Genomic DNA, 26,760 nt, shown 5'->3' with positions numbered 1-26,760 from the left:
AAACCAATCACTGTCCTGATCGATCCACGATTTGAATCGATGCAGCGCGATCAGAACGTGTGGCGCAGGCCGAGGTTGTAGCCCGTATTGCCGCTACCCGACTCGGAATTGTTGGCGACCGTGTAGCCGGCGCCGTTCTTGTTGTTGATGTGGCCGTAGGCCGCGTACACGCCGCTGCGTTTCGACAGCGCATACAGGTAGCCGATGCCCCAGGCATTGGCGTCCTGGTTGAAGGCGGTGCGGTCGTCCTTGTGCATGACCGAGGCCATCAGGGTGCCGGCGCCGATTGGTGCGCTGATGCCGAGCAGGAGTTCGCGCCCGTCGGTGGAGGCGGTCGGGCGGACGCCGCCGTAGGGGTTGTTCGCATTGCCGAAGGGCGCACTGTTGAAACCCTTGTCGACATTGAAGCCGGCGAACAGCTTGACGAATTTCAGGTCGTAGTTCGCGGCCAGCAGCGTGTTGCGGCCGGTGCGTCCGCCGGGCTGCAGGGTTTCCGCGTTCTTGTTGTTGTAGGCCAGGCGCAGGTTCAGCGGGCCGTTCGCATAGCCGATCGCGCCGCCGTACTGGCGGCCGTCGGCGCTGTGGGCGAGTTCGCCCAGGCTGTAGGCGAGGTCGACGGTGACGCCGGCGACAGTCGGCGCGGAATAGGTCACCGTATTACTGGTGCGCACGTTCGCGCCGCTGTCCGGGAACAGGTTCTTCGAGGTGCCGGCATAACCCGTGCCGAACGGATCGGCAACCTGGGCCAGCGCCTGGTGCCAGGGCGTGTACTGGCGGCCGAGGGCGACCGAGCCGGCCTTGCCCTTCAGGCCGACGAAGGCCTGGCGGTTGAAGAGGACGTTGTTGGCGTCGAGGGCGCCGGTATCGATCCGGGGGCCGGATTCCAGCGTGAAGAAGGCGGACAGCCCATCGCCGAGCTGCTCGGTGCCGCGAAAACCGAGGCGCGAGGCCGAACCGGCCCCGCTGGTGATCTTGTTGACGTGGCCAGCGCTGCCGCCGCGTTCGCCGACGAATGCCGCGTCCATGATGCCGTAGATCGTGACGTTGGTTTGCGCCTGTGCCGCGGCGCTTGCGCCGAGCAATCCGAGCGCGATGGCTACCTGAGTGCCTGCCTTCATTGTGTTGTCTCCATGATTGATGGGCATGCAAGGCCGGGCACGGTCGATGCCGCGCTTGATCCGGTGCTGATCTTGCACAAAAACAATCATAGGCGTGGAACGATCCACGAACAAACCAATGCGTGACGCGTCCGATCCACGAATTGAATAGATGGGTCCGGTTCAGCTCACCTGGAAATTCGGGACGATGTCGCGCTTGAACAGCTGGAGGATGGGATTTTCGTTATCGCGGCGCCAGGCGCAGACCATGCGCACCGGCTCGGTGTCGATCTTGCGCACGACGATGCCGTCGAAGTGCAGGCGCGTCGCGCCCTCGGCCACCAGGGCGGCGCCGATGCCGGCGTTCACCAGCGCCAGCATCGTGTGCACCTGGCCGATGTGCTCGACAATGTCGGGCACGACGCCGGCACGCTCGAAGCGTTCGCTCAGCATCTGGTGGAAGGGGCGCGCCTCGTAGGGCGAATACATGACGAAGGGCTTGCCGTGCAGGTCGGCCAGGGTCGGGTTCAAAGGCCATGCGTCTGCCTCGCCTTTCGGGATCGCCAGCATCAGCGCCTCGGTCGCCAGCAGGGCCGATTCCAGTTCGGCGTTCAGGGCATGCGGCCGCATCAGGCCCAGTTCGATCTGGCTGGCGTTGAGCGCCTCGACCTGCTGGGTGCTGACCAGCTCCTTCAGGGTCAGCACCACGCCCGGCGACTGTTCGCGCAGGCGCCGCACCACCTCGGGCAGCAGGCTGTAGCCGGCCCCTCCCGTAAAACCGATCGCCAGCGTGCCCTGCTCGCCTTTGGCCACGCGCCGCGCAGTGAACGTCGCTTCTTCCGCCATGCGCAGGATGCGCGCCGCTTCCGGGAAGAAGGCCTTGCCGGCGGCTGTCAGGCGCACGGTGCGGCTGTTGCGCTCGAGGAGCTGGGCGCCGACGTGGTGCTCGAGCAGCCGGATCTGGCGCGAGAGCGGCGGCTGCGTCATGTTGAGGCGCTCGGCCGCGCGGCTGAAGTGCAGTTCCTCGGCCACCGCCACGAAGCAGCGAAGCTGGCTGATTTCGAACATGGTGCTTTCCCCTGTCTTCCTGTGGATAGTTGGCGCTAGCGGTGCGCCCGGTTCAGGCGCCGCTCGGCCAGGCGCTGCACCTGCTCGAAAACGAGGCTCAGGGCCCAGTAGATGGCGGCCGCGGCCAGGTACAGCGGCAAGGGCTGGAAGGTGGTCGCGATCACCTCCTTGGTCGCCAGCATCAGTTCGGTCATGGTGATCACCGAGACCAGCGAGGTGTCCTTGATCAGGCTGATCAGGGTATTGCTCATCGACGGCACCGCCACCCGCAGCGCCTGCGGCAGCACGACGTGGACCAGGGTCTGGCCATAGCCCAGGCCCAGGCTGAAGCCGGCGCGCCACTGGTCCTGCCGGATGCTGGCGATCGCCCCGCGCAGGCTCTCGGACAGGTAGGCGCCGCTGTTCAGCGACAGCGCCAGCACGCCCGCCGTGACCGGGGTGAATTCGATGCCGATGCCCGGCAAGCCGTAATAGATGACGAAGATCTGCACCAGCAGCGGCGTGCCGCGCATCACGCTGACATACAGCGTGGCCGGCCAGCGCAGCACGGCGACAGGTGCAATGCGCATCAGCGCCACCGGCACCCCGATCGCCATCCCCCCAATCATGGCCGCCAGCGCGAACAGCAGCGTGTAGCCGGCCCCCGTGAGCATGGCCGGCGCAGCCTCGCGCAAGAGCGCAAACAGCGCCATCGCTCAGTGCGCCGGGCGCGAGGCGTCGCTGCCGAACCACCTGGTCGACAGCGCCTTCAGGCTGCCGTCCGCCTGGAGCCCGGCCAGCGCCCCGTCGAGCGCCGCCTTGAACTTCGGATTACCCTTGCGGAAGGGGATGCCCATGCGTTCGACGGCGCCCACGCGCGCGCCGGCCTTGATCGGCAGTTGCGAATTCTTCAGCAGGTAAGCCACCATCAGGCTGTCGTTCAGGGCCGCGTCGATGCGTCCGAAAGCCAGGTCCTGCAGGTTCTCGGGCGCGGCCGGGTAGCTTTTGACGAGGATGCCGGGCACGCTTCTCGCCTGCTGTTCGAACACGCTGCCCTGCCCCACGCCCAGGGTTTTGCCCTTCAGGTCGGCCAGCGACTGGTAGGCGATGCTCTCGTTGCGGCGCACGATGAGCTGGGGCGAGGACCAGGTATAGGGCTGGGAAAAATCGAAGGCCTGCTCGCGCCTGGCGGTGATGCCGACCTGGCTGACGATGACATCGTACTTGCCCGAGGCCAGTCCGGCGAGGATGGCTGACCACTCGGTGGTCACGAATTCGGGTTTCAGGCCCAGCCTGGCGGCCACGGCTTTCGCCACGTCGACGTCGTAGCCGGCCAGCTGTCCCGTCTTGCCGTCCTTGAAGTTGAAGGGCGGATAGGTGCCTTCCATCGCGATGCGCAGGCTGCCGCGCGCTTTCACCGTATCGAGCAGGTCGGCGGCGGATGCGGGCAAGACCGCGCCGAGGGCCAGCACGACCGCGCCGAGCTGACAGGCACGGCGGCGCGAAGAAAAGAAGGACAGCGTACGCATCGGGGTTGCTCTCCGTTAAAAAGCGAATGTTGCTTTTATAACCGAAAAGCGCGCCGCCGGGCGAGGGAAAGATAGTGGCGCTGTTCTCGTTAAGTGTGGGCTCGCTTTGAACAGCCGTGACCCGCACGACGAGCGGAGCTCCACACTTTCCACACTTAACGCGAACAGCGCCAGGATATTTCAGTAGGCCTGCGCTTGCCCGCGCGAGCCGAAGCGGTGGCCGACGACCAGGGTCGTGCTGGCGACCAGGCTCGACAGCCCGATGACGAGCTGGACCAGCCGGTCGGCCGGCAGCAGCCAGTAGGAACCGCGCGGGATCTCGGCGCCGGTGGCGGCCACGATCAGGGGCGCAACCCAGCTGGCCTCGTCGTCGACGTCGAGCTGGATGGCGTCTTCATGCGTCTGCAGGTAGATGTTGCCGCCTTCGGCCAGCGTGAAGCAGACGCCGTAGCCGGTTTCCTGGGGCTTGATCAGGTCCTGCAGAGCCTGGTCGTGCTCCGCGATCCAGAGTTCGACGTCCTGCGGCGTTTCGAGGTGGATCCAGGGACGGGGACGGAAGCGTGGAGGCGTATCAAGTGGAGCGGTCATCGGAGGCGAAAAAGATCAACGGCAAAGGAGCTATCCTACGGCATTTCGGGGTGGACGTACATGGCGCACTAGGACGCGACCAGGGTAACGATGCGCGGTCGGACCCTGCCGTCCTCGATGACGAGTTCAGCGGCCGAAACCGGCAGCGAGAAGCGGCGCCGCCCGGCACTGCCGGGATTCAGGTAGAGGACCCCGTTGCGCTCGGCGCAGGCCGGCTTGTGCGAGTGGCCCGAGACCACCACGCGCACGCCGCAGGCCGCCGGATCGATGTCGAGCTCCTTCAGGTCGTGGATCGCGTACAGGGAAATCGGCCCCACCTGCAGCGTGGCGGTGACGGGTATCGTGCGTGCCCAGGCCTCGCGGTCGTTGTTGCCGCGCACGACAGTGAGCGGCGCGATCTGCGCCAGGCGTTCCAGGATGGCCGCGTTGCCGATGTCGCCGCCATGGACAATATGGTCGCAGCCCGCGAGAAAGGCGAGTGCCTCGGGGCGCAGCAACCCATGCGTGTCGGAGATCAGCCCGACGCGCACGGCCTGGTTGGCATGGGGCTTAGTGATGGCGCTTCGCCCCGGCCATCTTCGCCGCGGTATAGATCGAGTACAGGGCGGCCAGGCCGACCAGTACATACACCAGGCGCGCCGCCGGGCTGCCGGGGCCGAAGATGGTGGCGACCATGTCCACTTCGAACAGCCCCACCAGCGCCCAGTTCAGGCCGCCGATGATGAGCAGGGCCATCGCCAGGTAATCGAGCGCCGACATGGCCGAGCGGCTGCCCTCGCGCATGGCGCTGCGGCGTTCGGGGTTGGTTCGGCGATCCATCGTTGGTGCGTTCATCGTTGCCATAGCGTTCTCCTCGAAAAGATCCGACGCTCGAGCGGCAGTCAACGCACTGCCGCTCCAGATCTCACGATAGCAAAAACTGGCGTCAGGAGGGCGCTTGATACCCTATCAACCTTGTCAGCCTTTCCAGGTGCGGTTCAGGCCGGTATCCGCGTGGATCCAGCCGCCTTTCGGGCCGGAACGGTAGTAATAGCCGACGCCACCCTGGCCAAAGCTGCGGATCAGGCCACCCAACACCTCCTCGGTCAGGCTGGCAATCCGGATGTCGGCGGCCTTGCCCGACATGTGCAGCGACTTGCGCGCGGCCGGGATGCCCTGCTCCTGCAGGCGCGCGTTCGAGGCCGGCGTGCGGTAGCCGGACAGGATCTCGAGCGGCTGTTCCATGCCGTAGCGGGCGATGAAGGCCTGCGTGCCCCACAGCATTTCGAGCAGCTTGGGGTCGATGGGCGCGGTGGCGCGGCCGTTCACGTCGCGCAGCAGGTGGCACAGTTCCTGGTAGGCGGAGTCGATCACTTCGCCGTCCTTCCAGTACAGCAGCCTGGCGCGTTCGCCGCTTTGCGGGCGCGTCACCGACAGCGTGCGCGGCTTGACCCAGAAATCGAGGTCGAGCAGCTGGGCGTCGAACAGGTCGGGAGGCGGCGTCAGGTCCGCCGGTGCGGCTTGCTGGGCGGCGTTGGCATTGGTAACGAGGATCGGGGCAACTGCGCCTAGGGCGGACAGGCGCATGCCCTGTTGGAGGAAATCTCTGCGGGAAGGCATAAGGCACTCATCTTTGCGAAGGCCGTACTATAACTGAACGAGATGCCGCACAAAAGACGTGTTTTGTAGCTTATTCACTGCAGTTACAGAAACGTTTTCGCTTCGCGTCCATCTCTTCGGGCTTGGCATCGAGCTGTTTCCACATCAGGTTGCACTCCAGCCCGAAGCAGGATTTTTCCAGGCCGGCGTTCGCATAGCCATGGCGTTCATAGAACGTGGCGCAGCTTTCCGGGCTGTGCAGATTGAGTTTGCGGATATTCCAGGCCCGTGCCTGTTCCTCGACCGCGGCCAGCAGCGCGCGGCCGACGCCGATCCGCAAGGCGCCCGGTTCGACATAGCACAGGGCCACCCTGCCGGCCTGGGTCAGCAAGGCCAGGCCCAGCAACTGCCCGTCGCGCTCGGCGACGATGGCGTGGTTGGTCGGCGAAGCGAACCAGGCTGCAATCGTTTCCGGGGTCTTGTTGGCGAGCCAGGCATCGAGGACTTCGGGCCGGCCGCGGTGGTCCGGCTCGCAGACCTCCGCGATCGAGCGGCGCAGCAGCGCGCAAGCGTTGGCGGCGTCGTGTGGCACTGCTTTGCGAATGTCGATACCCATGAACTTCTTACCCAGTAACTCGTAATGACTGACTCTATTGCTCGCCGGAACGCTTTTGACGTCGTGGCCGATGTCCGGACTATACACCGAAAGCCGCCGAGCTTGCCCGAGGCCATGCATACACGCCAGGGCTCTAAGCATATGAGAAAACTGTTCTTCCGTTTTGCTGCGAATAAATGGAAGATGCACGCTGTTCCCATTGTATTGAAAGAGCGAGAAAAATATGCCACATACTCCCGTCAATTCCCTGCGTCGCTGGATCCTCGCGCTGGCCGTCGGCGCTGCGCTGCCCTTCTCGGCAAGCGCGGCCGAGGTCGAGCTGCTGAACGTGTCCTACGACGTGGCGCGCGAGTTGTACAAGGACGTCAACCCGGCCTTCATCGAGAGCTGGAAAAAGAGCACCGGCGAAACCGTGACCATCAAGCAGTCGCACGGCGGCTCGAGCAAGCAGGCGCGCGCCGTGGCCGACGGCCTGGAAGCGTCGGTGGTGACGATGAACCAGGCCAACGACATCGACATGCTGGCCGACCGCGGCCTCGTGACGAAGGACTGGGCGAAGAAGTTCCCGAACAATGCGGCGCCCTACTACTCGACCATGGTGTTCCTGGTCCGTAAAGGCAATCCGAAGGGCATCAAGAACTGGGACGACCTGGCCAAGCCGGGGGTCCAGGTCATCATCCCGAATCCCAAGACCGCAGGCAATGGCCGCTACACCTACCTGGCGGCCTGGGGCTCGGTGCTGAAGAAAAAGGGCGGCACCGAAGCGCAGGCGCGTGACCTGGTCGGCCGCATCTTCAAGAACGTACCGATCCTCGACGCCGGCGGCCGCGCCGCGACCACCACCTTCACCCAGCGCCAGATCGGCGACGCCCTGGTGACTTTTGAAAACGAAGTGAGCATGGTGCGTGCCGAGTTCGGCGACAACTTCGAAGTCGTCTACCCGACCGTGTCGATCCTGGCCGAGTCGCCGGTGGCCGTGGTCGACAAGGTGGTCGACCGCCGCGGCGTGCGCAAGCAGGCGACGGCTTACCTGAACTTCCTGTACACGCCGGCCGGCCAGGAAATCGGCGCCAAGCACTTCCTGCGCGTGCGTAATGAAGCGGTGATGAAGAAGTTCGCGGGCAACTACAAGCCGATCACCCTGTTCTCGGTCGACGAGCTGTTTGGCGGCTGGCGCAATGCCCAGAAAGTGCACTTCGACGACGGCGGCGAGTTCGATAAAATTTACCAATCGAAATAATCGAAGCGTACGGAAAAAACGATCATTCTCTTTTTGATCGGACAATCCAGTTGTCGCTCTACAAAGGCCCTGTAACTACACAGGGCCTTTTTTGTCACTAAATATCACAGTTGAGCTCGTTTTTGCCTGTGCGCCATAGACACAAAGAAACGCGGGTGCTATCTTCCACTACTTCGGTGTGCCCTGTAGCAAGAATATAGCCAGAAACGCGGCGCCGTCCCTGGCGCCTGGCCTCTAACCCGACACCTATTCCGACATCCATGATCAAAAAACTGTTCGCCGCTGCCCTGTTGTCGATCTCGTCTGCTGCCGCATTCGCGGTGCCGTTCGGCTCGCAATCGGTGCTGGTGGTTGAAGACGACACCGGCAAGGTATTGCTGGAAAAGAACGCCGGCGCCATCGTACCGATCGCTTCGCTGACCAAGCTGATGACCGCGATGGTCATCCTCGACGCGAAGCAGGACATGAACGAGCTGATCGAGATCGACCGCAGCGACGTCGACACCCTCAAGCACAGCACCTCGCGCGTGCCGGTCGGCGCCAGCATCCCGCGCGCCGACGTGCTGCAGCTGGCCCTGATGTCCTCGGACAACCGCGCAGCGGCCTCGCTGGCGCGCACCTATCCGGGCGGACAGCTGGCCTTCAAGGCCGCCGTGCGCCGCAAGATCGCCGCCCTCGGCATGACCAATACCGTGATCGAAGAGCCGACCGGCCTGTCGCCGAACAATCGCTCGACCGCGGCCGACCTGGTCAAGATGGCGCAGGCCGCTTCCCATTACAAGGAAATCACCGACCGCACGACCGATGCCAAGAACCTCGTCAGCATCAACAGCCGCGAAGTCGAATTCCACAACACCAACCGCCTGGTCGGCGCCAAGGGCTGGGACATCGGCCTGTCGAAAACCGGCTACACCCAGGAAGCGGGCCGCTGCCTGATCATGAACATCAAGGCCGCCGGCAAGAACGCGACCATGGTGCTGCTCAACGCCGGCGCCTCCTCGGCGCGCATCCTCGACGCGCTCAACATCCGCCGCTACCTCGCGGGCGAAGAAGCAACGAGCGGCCGCGTGGCGCGTGCCAGTGGCCCGATGAAAGCCAGCACTGGCGGCCCGCGCATCACCGCCGGCAGCGGCCGCGTCGTGAAAGCGAGAGCGACCGTCCGCGCCAAGGCGAAGGTCGTGCCGATCAAAAAGAAGGTCGTCGTGTTGCGCAAGCGCCGCAACTGACGGCAGGGGCCGCGAGCCGGCCACTTGACTGATAAAAAGGGATCTCCGCAGGCTGGGATCCCTTTTTTTATGCCCGTTGCGATGCGGTCCGCCAAAAGCAAAGCCCCGCATCGGCGGGGCTTTCGTATTCCAGCGGACTGCGCTTGCCTGCTTACAGCGGCGGCATCGGGCCGTCCACGTAGGGAGCACCCGACAGCTCGAAGGCGCGGCGCAACTCGGCGCCGAAACGGCGCAGCATGTCGCGGAAGCTGGCTTTGGCCGGGGCCGGGGAAGTGATGGCGATCGTGTTCATATGCGCTCCTGTGAATTCGTTGACCTGTGTCGATGGTTGAAGCTTACGCTCCAGCAAGATATAAATCCAATTTCGCTTTTGGATTTCCGACATAAGAAAGCCATATGTCTCCCATCGAGCTCATCATTAGCGCTACGGGACTGTTATCACGCCAGTGCATATGCGGGGCACGCTGCCGAGCCGGCGCTGCCTCGCCGCCATCGCGGGTAGAATGCGGATCGACCAACCTGTGAAAGCATGCAATGAAAAAAACCGACCTCGCCAAAAGCGACGCCAAGAAAATCATGAACCAGATGGGCGCGCGCAATGCCGCCTTCGGCGCGGCTGCCTCCGCGCCCGTCGACAAGCGCGAACAGCGCGAACGCGACCGCGCGCTGGGACTGGTGCCGTTTGCGGTCAAGCTCAATGGGGAGCTGGTGGGGCGCTTGCAGGCGCTGGCGAAGGAGCGTGGGGTCGACATGAACCAGCTGGTCGACGAAGTAGTCCGCAAGGGTCTTAGAGAGTAAGAAGCGAGTTTGCTGCGCTACCGCTCGATCAGGTGCCGCAAGCCACTCGCCCGGTGCGTGCGCCGCGCGACCGCCTCCGCCAGCACCGTCCCATTCGGCGTCACCAGCGTGAACTCGGCGCTGGCACGCGTGATGCCCGTGTAGACCAGCTCGCGCGTCAGGATGCCGTGGCGGTCCTCGGGCAGCACCAGTACCGTGTGGCGGAACTCGGAACCCTGCGATTTGTGCACCGTCATCGCATACGCGGTCTCGACGCTCCTCAGGCGCGTCGCCAGCACGCTGCGCACTTCGTCGCCTTCGAGGAAGTAGACGCGCAGCGAGCCGGGACGGGCCGGGTCGCCCAGGGTCAGGCCGATATCGCCGTTGAAGACGCGGGTGCCGTAGTCGTTGCGGGTGACCATGACCGGGCGCCCGACATACCATTCCCCCGTGCGCCGCAGCAGGCCCGCCGCCTGCAGGCTGGCCTCGATCGCCGTGTTCAGGCCGGACACGCCCCACTCCCCTTCGCGCACCGCGCACAGGATGCGGAAGGCTTCGAAGCGCTGCAGCACCGCGCGTACCCAGTCCTCATGCCCGCCCGCCGGTCCCGCGCGCAGCAGTTCCAGGTAGGGCTGGTAGCCCGCCAGCGCCAGGCTCACCACCTGGTGCTGGTGCGCGCCTTCGATCCAGCGCAGCGCACCTTCGCCACCGCCGCGCAGCACGGCTTCGGCGGCCGGCGCCTCGCCCGCGTTGACGGCCAGCGCCAGCTGCCCGATCGGGCCGCCGAAACGGCGGCTGTGGCGCAGCATGACCGTTTGCTGGGCCAGCGGTCCGGCGCTGCCCAGGTAGGCCGGAGGCAGTTCCTCGCCGCTGGCCGCCAGCACATAGGCCGCGGTGTGCGCGCTGTAGCCGCCGGCCTGGGCATCGTGGCACAGGTCGCCCAGCACGGCGCCCGCTTCCACCGAGGCCAACTGGTCCTTGTCGCCGAGCAGGATCAGGGTCGCGCCGGGCGGCAAGGCATCGAGCAGGCTCGCCATCATCTCCAGGTGCACCATCGAGGCTTCGTCGACGATCAGGACGTCGACGTCGAGCGGGTTGCCGGCATGGTGGGCAAAGGCGCGGCTGTCGGGACGCGCACCCAACAAGCTGTGCAGGGTGCGCGCGGCGCCCATGCGGCCAGTGAGTTCACGCAGCTTCAGCTTGTCGCCGACGCGCTCGGCCAGTTCGTTCAGGGCCTTGTCGATCGACTGCTTCAGGCGCGCGGCGGCTTTCCCGGTCGGCGCGGCCAGGGCGATGCGCTGCCGGGCGGCGTCGGGGGCGACCGCGAACAGCAGCGCCAGCAGGCGCGCCACGGTATAGGTTTTACCGGTACCCGGGCCGCCGGTGATGATCGCGACCGAGCCGCGCAGGGCGACGGCGCAGGCCAGTTTTTGCCAGTCCGGCTTTTCCTGGGCCCGCTGCGAGGCGAACAGCAGGTCGAGCCAGCCGCGCACCTCATGCGACGCGACCGGGTGGCTGGCGGCGGCGCGCGCGCGGATGCTGTTCGCCACCAGGGTTTCGTCGCGCCAGTAACGGCGCAGGTACAGGCGCTCGCCGTCGAAGACGAGCGGCGCGCCGTAGTCGAATTCCTCGACCTGCCATACCTGCTCGCAGGCGGCCAGCTGCGCGGCCCAGGCTTTCGCGTTCTTCGGCAGCGGCGCCACCGTTCCCGCCAGCGCCTGCCAGCCCTCCCGGGTCCAGCCGAGGAGAGCCGCCGGATCGTGCGCCAGGTCGGCGATCTGCAGGCAGCTGTGGCCATGCCCTTCGAGTTCCGACAGCACCAGCGCCGCCAGCAGCACCGGAGGCGCGACGGGCCCGAGCGAATCGACGAAGCGCGCAAAGGCGAGCGACAGGCGGCGCAATTCGCCGGCCTCGATCAGGCGCGTCGCTTCTTCCCACAGGGCGGCCGGCGATGCGCTCACCTGCGCGCTGTGTGCGTCGTGCTTCATGCGCTAGCCCCTCCCGAGCAGTTGGTCCAGGCCGTCGAGCAGTTCGACGTCCGGTTCGAGCAGGCAGCAGCCGTGCGTCGAGGTGTTGGCGATCCCGCGCAGGAACAGGAACACGGCGCCGCCCAGCTGCTGCGCCGGATCGTAGTTCTCGCCGAGGCGGCTCTTGAGCAGGCGGTGCAGCGCCAGCATGTAGATCGCGCCCTGGATGTCGTAGCGGTGCCCGGCCATGCCCTCTTCCATCGCACGCTTCGTGTAGGCGGCGTCGTTCGGCCCCAGCGCATTCGATTTGTAGTCGAGCACCCAGTACCGGCCTTCGTGTTCGAACACCAGGTCGGCAAAGCCCTTGAGCATGCCGTGCAGTTCGCGCTCGGGGAGAAGCGGACGGGCAGCCTTGCCGAGCAGCCTGCGCCGGCACAGGCGATCGAGTGCGCCCAGGTCCAGGCCCTCGCTCGGGAACCAGAATTCCATTTCCGGCACGGTCTCGGTCAGTTCGCTGAGACTGGCGCCGATCGGCGGCAGGCGCGTCGCGACCACGGTCCGCAGCCAGGCGATGGCATCGTCCAGGCGGTGGCCCCAGCCCGCGCGCTCGATGCGCTGCGCCAGGCGCGCGTCGAAGTTCGGGTCATCGATGCTGTCGAACCCTTCCTGCCCGATCCACTCGAGTTGCTCGTGCAGGAAGTTGCCGGGCACCGAACCGCGTGGGAAGCGGTGCCAGGGCGCGTCCTCGAGTCGCGGCACCAGCGGCGGCGCGGGCTCCTCGTCCTCGAGCAGGGTTTCCTCCAGCGCGCGCATCGGCGGCGCCGTCGTGTGGCGCGTGATCGAGGTAAACGAGCCGACCGCCCAGTTGCGCTCGAAGTCGGCCTCGAAGGGTGCCGCCTCCACCAGCGCCGGCCGTTCTTCGACCCGGTTGAGCATCGTGCAGCCGTCCTGCGGGGCCAGCGTATGGAGCTCGATGCCGGCGCAGCCGCCGCGCAGGCGTGCCAGGTGGTCGCCGATGGCGCTGGTCGGAACCGGCGACCCGCCGCTGAGCAGGTAGCCGAGCGCGGATTCGTGCAGCATGTTCTCGCCCTTCTGGCGGGTGGCGACCGCCGCCACGCCCAGCCACAGGAAGTGGCGCGCGCGCGTCAGCGCCACGTACAGCAGGCGCAGGTCTTCCTCCAGGCGCGCCCGGTCCACCGCCTGCATCGCTTCCTCCGACAGGGCCAGGTCGATGTGCCGGCTGCCGTCTTCCAGCACGTACTCGAAGAAGCTGCGCCTGCGTTTATCCGTCTTGCGCGCGGTGGCCGCGAACGGCAGATACACCAGCGGATACTCCAGGCCCTTCGACTTGTGCACGGTGATCACCTTGACCAGCTCGGCGTCGCTTTCCAGACGCAGCACGCGCTCGTCGCCGCCCTCGCCCAGCCCCTCGATCTGTTCGGCGAACCAACGGATCAGGGCCTGCTCGCCGTCGAGCTGGGTGCTCGCTTCCTGCAGCAGCTCGGCCAGGTGCAGCAGGTTGGTCAGGCGCCGCTCGCCGCCCGGCTCGCGCAACAGGCGCGCCGGCAGGCCGAGTTCGTGGATGAAGCGGCGCAGCATCGCCAGCACGCCCTGGCGCTGCCAGGTCGCATGCAGGGCTTTCAATTGCTCGACGCGCTCTTCCCAGACGGTCTCGTCGCCCGAGAGTTTCGCCAGTTCGCCCAGGGGCAGGTCGGCCGTGCGCGTGGCCAGCGCGGCGCGCGCCAGGGTGCCGTCGAGGGGGCTGGCGACCGCGTACAGCCAGCGCAGCACGTCCGCCGCCTCTTCGCTTTCGACCACCGAATCCTTGTCCGACAGGTAGACGCTGGCGACCTTGCGCCGTGCCAGCGCCTGGCGCACCGCGCTTGCTTCCTTGCGGTCGCGCACCAGCACCGCGATATCGGCCGGCTGCAGGCGTACGAAGCGGCCGCCCAGCCCCTCGGGGTCGGGTTCGGCGAAACCGACCTGCGGGTCGTTCAGCAGCGAGACGATGTGCTCGGCGCAGTGATTGGCGAAGAAGCTGCGGTACTCCTCGGCCTTCATCTCCTCCCCGTCCGTGGTGCACATCGCCAGCGCCTGGTAGGGTCCGTCGACGCCGACCAGGTGCGCGCCGCGGCCGGCCGCGCGTACCGCATCGAAAGGCAGCGGATTGATGTTTCCGCGCCGGAAGCGGAAGGCGCCGGCCGCATGGCCGGGGTGCTCGCCATGGCCTTCGGCATAGCGGAACAGCTGGTTCACCGCCTCCACCAGCGCGCTGGTCGAACGGTAGTTGGTGCCGAGCTGGTAGTGCCGGCCTTCGGTGGCGATGCGGGCTGCCAGGTAGCTGTGGATGTCGGCGCCGCGGAAGCCGTAGATCGACTGCTTCGGGTCGCCGATCAGGAACAGGCCCTGCTCCGGATCGTTCGCCTCGACCCGGTACAGCAGGTTGAAGATGCGGTACTGGTCGGGCGAGGTGTCCTGGAATTCGTCGATCAGCGCGACCGGGAACTGGGTCACGATGCGCTGGCGCAGGGCCTCGCCGTTGCCGCCTTCCAGCGCCTCCTTCAGGCGCGCCAGCATGTCGGCGAAACCGAACTGGCGATTGCGCGTCTTGAGTTCCGCCATGCGCTGGGCGATGTGGCCGGCCGCGTGGCGCAGCAGCGCGTGCGCAAGCGGTTGAATCGTGTCGAGGGCCGCGCGCAGGTCTTCGGTACAAGCGAAGCAGTCCGGCACCACGGCGTGGAAGTCCTTGCCGAAGGCGTCCTCGATTCCGTGCGGCGTCAGGCGCTTCCAGGCCGTCTCGTTCATGTCCGGCTCGACCAGCGCAGCGTCGGCGGCCCAGGCGCGCAGTGCTTCGAACCATGTGGGCACCGAAGCGGCACGCATCTTGTTGCCGTTGAAGGCTTTGGGATTGCGTTCCTGCTGCTGTGCGATCCAGCGCTCCATCTCGCCGGCGCGCTCGTGCCAGCCTTCTTTCAGGCGCGCGAGTTCGGCCTGCTGGCTGCGCTGCACGCGCGCGACCAGCGCCGCCAGCGGCTCGGCGTCCGGCATGCCGAGCGTGGCGGTGCGCCCGACCAGGTCGCGCACCGCCGCCTTCATGGCCTCTACGTCGCGCCAGCAGGCCAGCACCGCGCCCAGGCCGGCGGCGTTCAGGGGATAGACGTGCTGGCGCCAGTAATCGTGGGCCGCGTCTTCGAACAGGGCGCGCTCGTCGCTGACCAGTTCCTCGTCGAACAGGCTGCCGCTGTCGAAGGCGTGCTCGCGCAGCATGCGCTGGCACCAGGCGTCGATGGTGAAGATCGCCGCTTCGTCCATCGTCTCGGCGGCCAGCACCAGGCGGTGCGCCGCGACCTGGCGCTCGCTGTCGCTGTCGTAACTGCTGGCGAGCGCTTCCAGGTAAGGATCGGACTCCTTCGCCTCGCCGCGGAAATAGGCCGCGGCGCCGACCAGGCGCTCGCGCACGCGGTTGGCCAGCTCGCGCGTGGCGGCGCGGGTAAAGGTCATCACCAGGATCTGCGAGGGCAGCAAGGGCCGGGCAAAAGCATCCGCGCCGCCGTGGCCGAGCACCAGGCGCAGGTAGAGCGCCGCGATGGTCCAGGTTTTACCCGTGCCGGCGCTGGCCTCGATCAGGCGCGAGCCGTGCAGCGGGAACGTGAGGGCGTCGAGCAGCTGGCTCATTGCGCGTCTCCCCCATGCTGCGTCACCTGGATATGGTTGGCGAGCCAGGCCACGAGGCCGCCGTACAGGGCCTCGGCCAGGTCCGGCCAGCCGCCGGCCGCGACCAGCAGACTGAATTCCGGCCACAGGCGCGCCAGGCATGGCTCCCGTTCGACCTCGCCCGGGAATTCGTAGTCGCCGTCGTAGACCAGGCGCGGCTTGCCGTCTGCCAGGTGCGCCAGTGCCGTCCTGCAGGCCACAGGCAGCGGTGCGTTCAGATTGTGCCGCCACAGCGCGCTGATGTCGCCAAGCGCGGCCAGCGCCATCTCGCGCTCGATCGGCGCCATCGTGATGGTTGCGTCGCGCGCGACCAGGTAGCCGGTCACCGCCGCACCGGCGGCGCTGGCGGCCAGCTGACGCAGCCAGGCGTCGATCAGCTTGTCGCCGCGCGGCGCGCCGGATTTATCCAGCACGTTCGAGGATATCTGCATCAGCCAGGCAGTGCGTTCGCCGTCACTGCGCAGGCGGTCGATCCAGTCTTCCAGCAGCACGCCGTCGAGATCGAGGCTGACCGCCAGCTTGGGCGCCGGCTGCGGGAAGCGCCGCCCGAGCTCCAGCCAGGCGCGCCGCACCGGCACCAGGCCCTCGACCAGCTGCTGCTGCCACTGGCGCCCGACCAGGCCGATCGGCAGCACGCCTTCGCGCGCCAGCCGTTCGGCGCGATTCGTCAGCACCTGGCGCACTTCGTCGGGTTCCTCGACCGTGCCCGAATCGTCGAGCAGGCTGTCTTCCAGGAAGTAGCGGTCGAGCGCGTCGAGCGAGAACGGTTCCTCGTCCTCGCCGATCACCTCGGCCGCGTTGAAGATCACGCCCAGCCGGCGCCGGAAGAAGTAGCGCGCCGGCTGTTTCAGAAAGCTCGCCAGTTCGGACAGCTTCAGGCGGAAATCCGGTTCCAGTTCATAAGCCGGCAAGGTATCGAGCGCCTCGCCGCCCTCCGAACCATGCGCTGCGCGCCATTCGCGCGCATAGGTCAGCAGCCCGCCCTCCTCGAAATAGCGGCGGCTGAAGGGCTGCAGCGCGTGTTCCACCGTCAGGCTGTGCAGGTCGAGGTCCCAGCCTGCATGCAGGTAGTCGCGCAGCTGCGCCACCAGCACCGAGGCCGGCTGCTCGCTGTTGTCGCGCACGTTGCGCCCGACCCAGCTCACGTACAGCTTGTCGCGCGCAGCCAGCAGGGCCTCCAGCATCAGGTAGCGGTCGTCGTCGCGGCGCGAACGGTCGCCGGGGCGGCTCATGCCCGGCATGGCCAGCAGGTCGAAATCGTTCTGCGGCGTGCGGCGTGGGAAGTCGCCGTCGTTCATGCCGAGCAGGCAGACCGCCCGGAAGGGCACGGCGCGCATCGGCATCAGGGTGCAGAAGGTGACGCCGCCCGAGACGAACTGGTGATTCAGGGTCGGCTGGTCGATCTGGCCGAGCCAGGCTTCGCGCAGCACGGCCAGCGGTACCGCTTCGTCGAAGCCGCCCGCCTCCGTCATCTCCAGCCAGCAGTTCAGCGCCTCGCCGAGCTGGGCCAGGGTGATGCGGTCGTTCTCCTCGCGGCCGTCGAAGAAGGCGGCCAGCAAGGCGCGCGCCTGCACGCCCCACTCGGCCGGGGTGCGCGCCTGCGCCAGGCGCGCGCGCCACTCCAGCAGGCATTCCACGAACTGGGCCAGCGAACCGGCCAGCGCCGCATCGAGCCCGCCCACTTCCGCGTAGGGTTCGATGTCGCCGAAGCGCGCGCCGGCGCCGCTGGCGTAACCGAGCAGCATGCGCCGTACGCCGAAGATCCAGGCATTCTGTTCGCCCGCCGCACCGAGCCCGAGGCCCGCGCGGTGTTCGCCGTCCAGGCCCCAGCGCACGCCGGCGCCGTCGATCCAGGCGCCCAGCGTGTGCAGGTCGTCTTCCCTGACGCCGAACCGCGTCGCCACCGCCGGCACGTCGAGCAGGTCGCGGATTTCGCTCTGGCGGCAGCGCTGCTGCGGCAGGCGCAGCAGCCACTCCAGCGCCACCAGCAGAGGATTCACGCTGCGGTCGCGCGTATCGCCGATCTCGAAGGGGATGTGGCGCGGGTCGCTTCTCTTGTGCTGGTCGAAGACGGCGTGGATCGCGGCCGAGAAGGTGTCGATGTCGGGCACCATGACGACGATGTCGCGCGGGCGCAGCGTCGGGTCGGCCTCGAACCAGGACAGCAGCTGGTCGTGCAGCACCTCGACTTCGCGCTGGGTGCTGTGGGTCACGTGGAACTCGATCGAGCGGTCCTCGCGCGGCGGCGGCACGTGCGGGTGTTCGTTCAGCGGACGCAGGTCCCGCACCGCGGCCTGCACCTGCTGCAGCAGGGTCTCGCCGTCGCCTTCGGAGAACAGGTCGACCCGCAGTTTGGCGATCCCCTCGGTTTCGGGGCGTCCGGCTTCGTTGTCGAATTCGTCGAGCATGCGCACGAAATCGCGCCCCTGGCGTCCCCAGCTTGCCAGCAGCGGATGGCTGTGCGCGTGCAGTTCTTCGATCGGCAGCGTGGCCAGGTCGACGCCTTCGCGCGCCGGCTGGCGCTTGTGCGCGGCCCTCAATAACTCGCGCCCTTCGATGATGTCGCCCCAGTAGAACTGGCAGGGGTTCGGCACGGCCAGCAGCACCTGCGTGTGGTGCGAGAGCGCGGCGATCGCCTGCAGGGTCTGGTATGGCAGGGCCGACATCCCGAACAGCACCACGCGGCGCGGCAGGCGGCCGGACGGCGGCTCGCCGGCCAGGATTTTGGCGACGAAGATTTCGTGGATCATGGCGCGCCCGGTTCCGCGCTGCATCGGCGGCACGCTCTCGTGCACGGCGCGCCACAAGCGCGCCTGCCAGCGCTGGTCGGGAGCGAGGGGTACCGGGTCGCCGCCGGCACGGCGCAGCTGGTCGCGGCCGATCTCCCAGTCGGTCAGCCAGTCGGCGCGGTACACCTGGTACTGGTCGAATAAATCGGCCAGGCGCTCGGCCAGCTGCAGGCGGCGCTCGGGACAGCCGTCGCCCAGGAAGTGCGCGAGCGGCGCGAACACCGGCTCCTGCAACAGCGTCGGCAGCAGGCGCATCAGGCGCCAGGTCAGCGGGTCGCGGTCGAAGGGAGAACGGCTCGGCACCCGGTCGCGCCCGAGCATGGCGCGGTAGGCTTCCCACAGAAAGCGCGCCGGCAGGGCCACGCGCGTGGCCGCGCACACCCCGAGCTCCTCGGCCAGCGCGATTTTCAGCCATTCGGCAAAGCCGTTCGACTGCACCAGGATGGTTTCCTGCTCCAGCGGCCCGAGCGGATGCCCGCGCAGCCAGTCGAAGACGGCTTCGCGCAGCATTTCCATCTGGTTGCCGTGCAAAATCAGCAGGCCGGGGGTGATCGTGGAGGACATCGCGGGTGGAGAAGTGGGGAGCTCAAGCCCGACAGGATACTCTTTTTGAGGACGCGGCGAAAGGCGCTCGACCGCTTAGCGCCCATCCGTGGCGCGGGCGCCAAGTTCAGCTGCGACCTGCCGTTCGAGGCGCGCAAAGATGCTGCGCAGACGTGCACTCAGGGCTTTTGCCCCGGCGCTGCTCCCCTGTTCATGCTGACGCTCGAGCTCGGCACACAGACCGGCGAAACTGAGCGCGCCCACCGCCCGCGCCGAGGATTTCAAACGGTGCGCGACCGCGCCGGCGCGCGCCAGGTCGTTCGAGACCAGGGCGATGTCGATCTCGGCCAGGCCTTCGCGCGCGCTGTCGAGGAACATGAAGGCGAACTTGCGCATCTTGCCCGGATCGCTGCCGAAGGTGGAGGCGAGCACGGCGGTATCGAGCAGCGGCGCAGCCACCTGACCCGCTGCGGCTTGAGCGGCGGCGGCCGGCCGGGCGGCTGCCTCGGCGGCCGGCGCCCCTTCTGCAGTCGCCTCAGCCGAACGTTGGGCCGCCGCGGACGAAGCAGCGGCCTGGCGCCCGCCCGCCCCACGCCCGACCGTGCGCGCGATCGTCGCCGCGAGAAGCTCGGGCGCGACCGGCTTGGTGAGGAATTCGTCCATGCCGACCTCCATGCAGCGCGCCTGGTCGTCGACGCCGGCATTGGCCGTCATCGCGATCACCACGGTATCCTGCAGCGCGTCGTCGGCGCGGATGCGGCGCGTGGCCTCGAAGCCGTCCATCACCGGCATTTGCACGTCCATCAGCACGCAGTCGAAGCGCCGGCCGCGCATCAGGTCGAGCGCCTCGCTGCCGTTGTTGGCCACGACCACCTCGGCACCGGCATTTTCCAGCAGTTCGCACCCTACCTGCTGGCTGAAGACATTGTCCTCGACCAGCAGCACCGCGGTCCCGTCCAGGCGCTGGCCGGCGGGCACCGGCGGCGGCGCGGCCTTGCGCGCCGGAGGCGCGTCCTGCCTCCCATCCTGCACCCCGCCCTGCCCCAGGCGCGCCGTGAACCAGAAGATGCTGCCGCGACCGGGCTCGCTCTCGACGCCGGCCTCGCCGCCCATCAGCTCGGCCAGCTGCTTGCTGATCACCAGGCCCAGGCCCGTGCCGCCGTAGCGCCGCGTGGTCGAAGGGTCGGCCTGGTGGAAGGACGTAAACAGCTGCGCCATCTCGGCCGGGTCGATGCCGATGCCGTGGTCCTCGACTTCGAAGCGCACCAGGGTCTCGTGGCCGAAGCTGCGCAGCGTCCGCGCCCGCACGGTGACGCTGCCGCGCTCGGAAAACTTGATGGCGTTGCCGACGAAATTGAGCAGCACCTGTTGCAGGCGCAGCGGATCGCCGCGCAGGGGACGCGCCAGGTCCGGGGCGATGTCGAATTCGAGGCGCAGTCCCTTGGCGGCGGCGGCTTCCCCGAGCTGGCTCTCGAGCTTGTCCATCAGGGCGTCGAACCGGAAGTCGAGCAGTTCCAGTTCCAGGTGCCCGGCCTCGATCTTCGAGAAGTCGAGGATGTGGGTGATGATGCCCAGCAGGTGCTGGCCCGAGTGCCGGATCTTTTCCAGGTAGTCGCGCAGTTTCGGTTCATGCGCCGATGCCAGGGCCAGGTGGGTCATGCCGATGATGGAGTTCATCGGGGTGCGGATTTCGTGGCTCATGTTCGACAGGAAGGCGCTTTTTGCCTGGTTGGCGGCGTCGGCCGCGGCTTTGAGCTGGTGCAGTTCGGTGACGTCGGTGGCCACGCACAGCACCCCGCCCACATCCCCGTCGAGGCGCACCGGCACCTTCGCTTCCCACAGCTGGCGCGGCCCGCCATCGATCTCGACCTCGACCTGGCTGGCGCGGCGCTTGCCGTCGAACACGGGTCGCTCGCGTTCCCAGGCGGCGTCGGCCAGCTCGGCCGGCATCACTTCGCGGTCGACGCGGCCGACGATGCGCTCGGCGCCCTGGCCCAGGGCACGGGCCATCTTCGCGTTCACGTAGCGGAAACGACGGTCGCGGTCCTTCATGAAGACGAAGGCGTCGACGTTGTCGAGCACCGTGTCGAGCAGCGTGCGCTGTTCGATCGCGGCGCGGCGCGACCAGTACAGCGAGAGGAACAGGCTGTATATGACCAGGGTCGCCGTGAAGCCGGTGGCCAGGGCGATCAGCGGCAGGCGCTTGTCCAACGGCAGGTAGAGGGCGGTTTTCGGCGCGCTGAAATGGGCTTTCCACAAGCCGCCGCCGAAGTCGACCGGCAGCACGGTGGTGAAGGTGGCCGCCTCGTCGACGATGCGGGTGCGCACCGCGCCATCGCCATACAGCAGGCGGTCGGCCGGCCCGACGGCCAGCCCGGACAAGGCCGTGCCGGGACCGGCTGCGAACAGCGCCAGCGAGACCGGATCGCCGGCAGGGTCGGCAGCAGCGGAGAGCGCGCGTTCGACCAGGGCCGGCACCGAAAACGACACGCCGACACCGCCGATATAGGCGGCCCGGCGGGCCGCGACGGTCCCGGGCGTGCGGCCGCCGCGGTAGACCGGTGCGCGCATGCTGAGCGCGATATGCGGCGTCGGTCCGTGCACCTGTACCGGCTGGCCGGAAGCGCTGATGCCGCCGGCATCGCGGGCGCGCGCCATTGCCTCGGCTACCGCGGGACGGGCACCGATATCGAGCCCGAGTTTTCCGTCCATCATGGCGGGCGGCTCGATGAAGGTCAGCGCCGTGTAGCTGGGCCGCCTGCCGGCGGGGGTGATCGTGAAATCCGGATAGCCGTTCGGATCGACGCTGCGGTCGGCGCGCACCCGCGCCTCGAAGGCGGCGCGCTCCGCGTCCGGGACCACCTGGGCGTAGGTGACGGCGTCGATCGCCGGATAATGCGTGCGCAGCTCGAGGGTGTCGACATAGCGGTGGAACTGCAGGCGCGTGACCGGTTCGTCGCCGGCGGCGAACAGCGCGACCAGTGCGCGGGTGACGTCGGTATACGACTTGATGGCGCCGGCCAGGCGCTCCTGGGTGGCGCGGGCCCGGTTCTCGAAACGACGCCGCGCTTCTTCTTCGACCGTGCGCGACGCGGCCATGTGCAGCATCGCCCCGACCAGCAGCGCCAGCCACAGCCCCGCGCCCCACAGCACGATGCGGGTCGTGCCGCGCGCGCCGGCGGCCGCGCCTATGCTGCGGGTGATCGACAGGGGCATTTATGCTGTTCTGACAAACGAAAGATTATTGATATCGGTTGTTGGTAGTATATGCGAACCGATCGCCATGGGGCGCTGGACAGTAAGGGGAATGAATGCAGAAGGCGGCACTTAAATTGGCAGCGCTGGCCGGCGTGGACGCGCCCGCGCAGCAGGACCCGTACACCTGGCTGGAAGACGTCGGCGGCGAGCAGCCGCTGGCCTGGGTACGCGAACACAACGCGCTCGCCGAAGGGGCGCTCGGCGGCGCGGCGCACGAGGCCTTGCGCGCCAGGCTGCAGTCCATCCTCGACGCGAAGGAACGGATTCCCTACGTCAGCCGGCACGGCGACCATTTATATAACTTCTGGCGCGACGCCCATCACGAGCGCGGCATCTGGCGCCGCACCACCCTGCCCGAGTACCGCAAGGCCGCGCCGCAGTGGGAAACCGTGATCGACCTCGACGCGCTGGCGCGCGACGAACACGAGAACTGGGTCTGGGCCGGCGTGACCTGCCTGGAGCCGCGCGGGACGCGCTGCCTGGTCTCGCTCTCGCGCGGCGGCGGCGACGCCGACGTGGTGCGCGAATTCGACCTCGCGGCAGGCAGTTTCGTCGAAGGCGGCTTCGCCCTGCCCGAATCGAAAGGCAGCGCCGCCTGGATCGACCGCGACACCCTGTTCGTCGCCACCGATTTCGGCCCAGGTTCGATGACGGCCTCCGGCTACCCGCGCATCGTCAAGGAATGGAAGCGCGGCACGCCGCTTGCCGCAGCGCGCCTCGTGTTCGAGGCGGACGCGAACGACCTGTCGGCGTCGGCGCGCAAGGACCTGACGCCCGGCTTCGAGCGCGAGTTCGTCACGCGCCAGATCGGCTTCTACAGCAGCGAATTGTTCCTGCGCGAGGACGGGCGCCTGCGGAAAATCGACAAGCCCGAGGATGCGAACGCGTATGCCGTGCGCGACCAGCTATTGATCGAACTGCGCTCGGATTGGACTGTCGCCGGCCGTACCTGGCCGCAGGGCGCCCTGCTGGCCATCGATTTCGAGCGCTTCATGCGCGGCGAGCGCGATCTCGAGGCCCTGTTCGTGCCGACCGCCGCCAGTTCCCTGGACGGCGTGACGGTGACGCGCAGCGCCCTGCTGCTGACGGTGCTCGACAAGGTCAAGAATCGCCTGCTCGAGCTGCGCCGCGAGAACGGCGCCTGGCTGCGGCGCGAAGTTGCGACAGAAAGCGGCACGCCCGGCATCGGCACGCTCGGGGTGACGGCCCTCGACGAGATCGAGTCCGACGACTACTTCCTGAGCGTGACCGACTTCCTGACGCCGACCACCTTGTACCTCGGCCAGGCGGGCTCGGATGCGCGCGAGCCCCTGAAGGCGATGCCGGCCTGGTTCGACCCGGCACCGTACACCGTGTCCCAGTTCGAGGCGCGCTCGAAGGACGGCACGATGGTCCCCTATTTCGTCGTCATGGCGAAGCAAGCGAAGTTCGACGGCAGGAATCCGACCGTCCTGTACGGCTACGGCGGCTTCGAGGTCTCACTGAAACCTTCGTACAGCGGCATGACCGGTACCGGCTGGCTGGAGCAAGGCGGCGTGTACGTGCTGGCCAATATCCGCGGCGGCGGCGAATTCGGTCCCCGCTGGCACCAGGCGGCGCTCAAGGAACACCGCCAGCGCGCCTTCGACGATTTCCTTGCGGTGGCCGAAGACCTCATCCGGCGCAAGGTCACCAGCCCGCGCCACCTCGGCATCATGGGCGGCAGCAATGGCGGCCTGCTGGTCGGCGCCGCACTGACCCAGCGTCCGGACCTGTTCAATGCCGTGGTCTGCCAGGTGCCGCTGCTGGACATGCGGCGCTACCACACCCTGCTGGCGGGGGCCTCGTGGATGGGCGAGTACGGCGACCCGGACGATCCGGCACAGTGGGAATTCATCGGCAAATACTCGCCCTACCAGAACGTTTTCAAGGACAAGCAGTATCCGCGTGTCTTATTTACAACATCGACCCGTGACGACCGGGTCCATCCGGGCCATGCGCGCAAGATGGCGGCGCTGATGGAAAGCCAGGGACACGAGGTGCTGTACTGGGAAAATACGGAAGGCGGACATGCGGGCGCGGCCAACAACACGCAGACGGCGCGTATGTGGGCGCTGACCTGGTCCTTCCTGCGCAAGCAGTTGCAATAACCGGGGGCGCGGACGTGGCAACTATATATAGAGGCGGCGCCGGCGTGCGTCCACTCGCGGCGCACGAGTGGGAGCTGTACCGCGCGCTGCGCCTGCGGGCGCTGGCTGATGCACCCGAGGCCTTCGGCATGACCCTGTCCGAGGTTGTGCAGCGGACCGAGAACGACTGGGCCTGGATTCTGAACCTGGGCACGACGTCGGGCTGTGACCTGCCGCTGTTGGCCGAGATCTCCGGCAGCGCGGCCGGCATGGCCTGGGCCAAGCTCGATGCGGGCGATGCCTCGCTGGTCAACCTGTTCCAGATGTGGGTGGCGCCGGAAGCACGCGGACACGGGGTCGCGGCCGCGATCCTCGAGGCGGCGATAACCTGGGCGCGCTCGCGCAATGCACGCACCATGCAGTTGGGCGTGGTGTGCGGGAACGACGCGGCCCGGCGCCTGTACGAGCGCGCCGGGTTTCATGCGGTGGGCGCGCCCGGGCCGCAACGGCCCGGATCGAGCCGCATGGAGCAAACGATGCAGCTCGACCTCGCCCGGGAAGACGCGTAAGGTACGGCGTCAGCTGGCCAGCCGCCGGTCGAACAACACCTCGCAGGTCGGCTCGATGTCCACATACAGGGCCACGGCCGTCTCGATTCCGATCACCAGCGGCGGCCCGAGGCGCTCGGTCACGACCCCGGCGCGGCGCAGCAGGCGTTCGATGGCGGTCGTGGTCACCGTCACGTAGCGCTCGATGCCGTGCTCGTGGCCGTAGCGGATGATGGCGGAAATCGACTCCATCGTGATCTCCGAAAATCCGAAATGACTGCTGCCGCCGGTTTCGATGGCAAAGCGCGACAGCTCCCAGATGTGCTCGTCGCATGGGGCCGGCTGCCCGTGCAGCAGCTGGGAGAACGAATCCTTCAGCATGTACGGCCCTTCGGTCGGCAACAAACGCCAGCAGCCGCGCAGGATTCCCGCCTTGGCGCCCGCACCCGGCTCGCGCATCATCATGTAGTGCGGATCGAGTGCGTCGTAGCCGTCGATTTCCATCCCCGAGAGCACCGGCACTTCCCAGCCGAGTCGGCCCTGGAACACTTTTGCGCGCAAGGTGTGCATTTCCCACAAGTCGCGGGATTGAAACTCGCGTCGTGCCGCGATATTGATTTGCAGTGCCATGTCGTTCTCCCTGTATGTTGACGAAAATATCTATGCGACAGGCATAAGCCTCATGCAATCAGGGCAGGAGCGGTACTAGCAAGTTTGCTAGGTGGCTACAGGGTGACGGAGTGGAATACTAGGTTTTTCACCTGAACAACCAAGGAGACTGGCCATGCCAAACGACTTCATCAGCGAATCCATGCTTGCCCGTCCGGGCCTCCACAGCGGCATGCCGATGCCCGTCCGCCCCCCGCATGCGGACCTGCGCCAGTTCCGCATCAGCAAGCGCGAGAGTCAGGAAAAATTCTGGGGACGTTTCGGCGTGACCCAGTCGAGCGGTAGCCGCTTCGAGACCGGCCTGGCCATTCCGGCGCCGGTGGCGATCCTCTTGAAGCTCTACGTCAACGGCAAGCTCAACGATGGTGATCTTCAGGGTTGATCAGACCCAGCGAGATCGCCTTGACCACCGCCTGCTGACGTGTGTTGACGTTGAATTTCTGACGCACGTTAGCCAGGTGGAAGTTGACGGTCGCCTCGGAGCAACGGGTGATCATCGAGATCTCCCATGACGACTTGCCGGCCATCACCCAGTTGAGCACTTCCAGCTCGCGCCGGGTCAGGCGCGGCACATCGTCCTTCCCCGCCGACTGGGTAAAGCGCTGGGAGGAGGCGAAGGCGTAATCCCGCACCAGGGTCAGCGCCGGCGTGACCTGCGCCATATCGCGCGCGAATCCGGCACCGGGTTTGGCATCGGACGCAAAGCTGAGCACTCCGAACTCCCCGTTCGGACCATGGATCGGCAGGGTCACCCCGGTGACGATGCCATGGCTGGAGGCTTCCTCATACAGGGCGCTCTGCGCGTCGCCGACGAACAGGTCCGGCTCCCAGACAATCGGCAGCGAACTGGTGAGGCAATGGCCCACCGTCGGGTCGACATAAGCGAGATGTTCGGCGTCGTAGCGTTGGCGCCACTCGGTCGAATAATTACTTTGCAGGAAAGCGCGCTCAAACTGGGCGTGGCGCGAACTGACGATTCCGAACAAGACCTGGTCGAAACCCAGTTGCTCACCCAGCCCAATCAGCGCCCGACTCCAGCTGGCGACGTCTTTGCTGTTCAACAGCTGCACAAGCTGTGCAGTTTCGATCATGGCGCTCGCTCTTTTTTTATGTCAGATAAACCTGCATATTTTATTCCGCTATTTCACGAAAATCATGCACTGTAGTAATCTTAGCAAGGTTCGGGCGCTTGTGAACGACTATTTGGTGTAGTAAATACACAACATGCAGCCTGCATGTAATTTTAACCGTGCGCCATAGAAACTGAATTTCAACTACCCTCCTGCGCTGGCGATTTAACATTCCCAGATGCAAGTTTTATTCTGGGTTGCAGAGCTTGACTTGATATCGCACAAGAGTATCGTTCCGTATTCTCGCTTATTGCCTTTTTACAGTTTTTCACGCGCAGTTTCCCCTGCGCGAAATCTGCGCTTGCCGCTGCGCCGACAAAACAACGCCATACCACT

The 26,760-nt window shown here is 66.8% G+C and carries 22 protein-coding genes; 6 read left to right on the top strand and 16 right to left on the bottom strand.

Going from position 1 to position 26,760, the window contains the following annotated elements; all coding sequences use genetic code 11:
* Window positions 1-50: 50 nt before the first annotated feature.
* The 9 genes from LPB04_RS15230 to LPB04_RS15190 form a co-directional block, all read right to left on the bottom strand.
* Entirely contained in the window at window positions 51-1,118 is a 1,068-nt protein-coding gene (locus LPB04_RS15230; protein ID WP_193685373.1) for a porin, read from the bottom strand.
* Between the two features lie 162 nt (window positions 1,119-1,280).
* Complete coding sequence (locus LPB04_RS15225; RefSeq protein WP_193685372.1) at window positions 1,281-2,165, bottom strand: LysR family transcriptional regulator; 885 nt, start codon at window positions 2,163-2,165, stop codon at window positions 1,281-1,283.
* Window positions 2,166-2,200: 35 nt separating this feature from the next.
* Entirely contained in the window at window positions 2,201-2,857 is a 657-nt protein-coding gene (locus tag LPB04_RS15220) for an amino acid ABC transporter permease (RefSeq protein ID WP_193685371.1), read from the bottom strand.
* Window positions 2,858-2,860: 3 nt separating this feature from the next.
* Complete coding sequence (locus tag LPB04_RS15215; protein WP_193685370.1) at window positions 2,861-3,673, bottom strand: transporter substrate-binding domain-containing protein; 813 nt, start codon at window positions 3,671-3,673, stop codon at window positions 2,861-2,863.
* Window positions 3,674-3,853: 180 nt separating this feature from the next.
* Entirely contained in the window at window positions 3,854-4,261 is a 408-nt protein-coding gene (locus LPB04_RS15210; protein WP_193685369.1) for a hypothetical protein, read from the bottom strand.
* Window positions 4,262-4,329: 68 nt separating this feature from the next.
* Window positions 4,330-4,791, bottom strand: a complete 462-nt coding sequence (locus LPB04_RS15205) for a metallophosphoesterase family protein (protein WP_227496430.1) — start codon at window positions 4,789-4,791, stop codon at window positions 4,330-4,332.
* 19 nt (window positions 4,792-4,810) lie between these two features.
* Window positions 4,811-5,104 carry a DUF378 domain-containing protein gene (locus LPB04_RS15200; protein ID WP_193685367.1) on the bottom strand — a complete coding sequence of 98 codons (294 nt, stop codon included), beginning with the start codon at window positions 5,102-5,104 and terminating at the stop codon, window positions 4,811-4,813.
* A gap of 114 nt (window positions 5,105-5,218) precedes the next feature.
* On the bottom strand, window positions 5,219-5,860 hold the full coding sequence (locus tag LPB04_RS15195; RefSeq protein WP_193685366.1) for a YcbK family protein: 642 nt from the start codon (window positions 5,858-5,860) through the stop codon (window positions 5,219-5,221).
* A 70-nt stretch (window positions 5,861-5,930) separates the two neighbouring features.
* Window positions 5,931-6,455 (bottom strand): GNAT family N-acetyltransferase, encoded by a 525-nt coding sequence (locus LPB04_RS15190; RefSeq protein ID WP_193685365.1) that lies wholly within the window; start codon window positions 6,453-6,455, stop codon window positions 5,931-5,933.
* 223 nt (window positions 6,456-6,678) lie between these two features.
* Between LPB04_RS15190 and LPB04_RS15185 the strand changes: the two genes are divergently transcribed.
* Window positions 6,679-7,695 carry a sulfate ABC transporter substrate-binding protein gene (locus LPB04_RS15185; protein WP_227496429.1) on the top strand — a complete coding sequence of 339 codons (1,017 nt, stop codon included), beginning with the start codon at window positions 6,679-6,681 and terminating at the stop codon, window positions 7,693-7,695.
* A 260-nt stretch (window positions 7,696-7,955) separates the two neighbouring features.
* Entirely contained in the window at window positions 7,956-8,921 is a 966-nt protein-coding gene (locus LPB04_RS15180) for a serine hydrolase (protein WP_193685364.1), read from the top strand.
* Window positions 8,922-9,072: 151 nt separating this feature from the next.
* Here LPB04_RS15180 and LPB04_RS15175 read toward each other — a convergent pair whose 3' ends face one another.
* Window positions 9,073-9,213 carry a hypothetical protein gene (locus LPB04_RS15175; RefSeq protein WP_193685363.1) on the bottom strand — a complete coding sequence of 47 codons (141 nt, stop codon included), beginning with the start codon at window positions 9,211-9,213 and terminating at the stop codon, window positions 9,073-9,075.
* Window positions 9,214-9,455: 242 nt separating this feature from the next.
* Between LPB04_RS15175 and LPB04_RS15170 the strand changes: the two genes are divergently transcribed.
* A complete protein-coding gene (locus LPB04_RS15170) occupies window positions 9,456-9,719 on the top strand; it encodes a hypothetical protein (RefSeq protein WP_193685362.1) in 264 nt (87 codons plus the stop codon).
* 17 nt (window positions 9,720-9,736) lie between these two features.
* Here the strand turns inward: LPB04_RS15170 and recD are convergent, their stop codons facing one another.
* The 4 genes from recD to LPB04_RS15150 form a co-directional block, all read right to left on the bottom strand.
* A complete protein-coding gene (recD, locus tag LPB04_RS15165; RefSeq protein WP_193685361.1) occupies window positions 9,737-11,686 on the bottom strand; it encodes an exodeoxyribonuclease V subunit alpha in 1,950 nt (649 codons plus the stop codon).
* A 3-nt stretch (window positions 11,687-11,689) separates the two neighbouring features.
* Complete coding sequence (gene recB, locus LPB04_RS15160) at window positions 11,690-15,340, bottom strand: exodeoxyribonuclease V subunit beta (protein ID WP_193685360.1); 3,651 nt, start codon at window positions 15,338-15,340, stop codon at window positions 11,690-11,692.
* On the bottom strand, window positions 15,337-18,732 hold the full coding sequence (recC, locus tag LPB04_RS15155) for an exodeoxyribonuclease V subunit gamma (RefSeq protein ID WP_193685359.1): 3,396 nt from the start codon (window positions 18,730-18,732) through the stop codon (window positions 15,337-15,339). Before recC ends, recB begins: the two co-directional genes overlap by 4 nt.
* Before the next feature lie 75 nt (window positions 18,733-18,807).
* Complete coding sequence (locus LPB04_RS15150; protein ID WP_227496428.1) at window positions 18,808-21,927, bottom strand: CHASE domain-containing protein; 3,120 nt, start codon at window positions 21,925-21,927, stop codon at window positions 18,808-18,810.
* A gap of 95 nt (window positions 21,928-22,022) precedes the next feature.
* Between LPB04_RS15150 and LPB04_RS15145 the strand changes: the two genes are divergently transcribed.
* A complete protein-coding gene (locus LPB04_RS15145; RefSeq protein WP_193685358.1) occupies window positions 22,023-24,098 on the top strand; it encodes a prolyl oligopeptidase family serine peptidase in 2,076 nt (691 codons plus the stop codon).
* A 44-nt stretch (window positions 24,099-24,142) separates the two neighbouring features.
* A complete protein-coding gene (locus tag LPB04_RS15140; RefSeq protein WP_227496427.1) occupies window positions 24,143-24,646 on the top strand; it encodes a GNAT family N-acetyltransferase in 504 nt (167 codons plus the stop codon).
* Window positions 24,647-24,655: 9 nt separating this feature from the next.
* On the opposite strand, the gene LPB04_RS15135 is transcribed toward LPB04_RS15140, so the two are convergent.
* The gene (locus tag LPB04_RS15135; protein WP_193685357.1) at window positions 24,656-25,255 is read right to left on the bottom strand and encodes an acyl-homoserine-lactone synthase; all 600 of its coding nucleotides are present in this window, start codon (window positions 25,253-25,255) and stop codon (window positions 24,656-24,658) included.
* 211 nt (window positions 25,256-25,466) lie between these two features.
* On the opposite strand from LPB04_RS15135, the gene LPB04_RS15130 reads away from it, so the two are divergent.
* The gene (locus LPB04_RS15130) at window positions 25,467-25,676 is read left to right on the top strand and encodes a helix-turn-helix domain-containing protein (RefSeq protein WP_227496754.1); all 210 of its coding nucleotides are present in this window, start codon (window positions 25,467-25,469) and stop codon (window positions 25,674-25,676) included.
* Here LPB04_RS15130 and LPB04_RS15125 read toward each other — a convergent pair.
* Window positions 25,651-26,385, bottom strand: coding sequence for a helix-turn-helix transcriptional regulator (locus LPB04_RS15125; RefSeq protein WP_193685355.1), 735 nt, complete (start codon window positions 26,383-26,385; stop codon window positions 25,651-25,653). The two genes, LPB04_RS15130 and LPB04_RS15125, sit on opposite strands and share 26 nt — an antisense overlap.
* Between the last annotated feature and the right edge of the window lie 375 nt (window positions 26,386-26,760).

The sequence above is a fragment of the Massilia litorea genome (genome assembly GCF_015101885.1).
GTDB lineage: Bacteria > Pseudomonadota > Gammaproteobacteria > Burkholderiales > Burkholderiaceae_D > Telluria > Telluria litorea.
The sequence above is the reverse complement of the archived record's forward strand: the minus strand, read 5'-3'. Positions and strand labels throughout refer to the sequence as shown.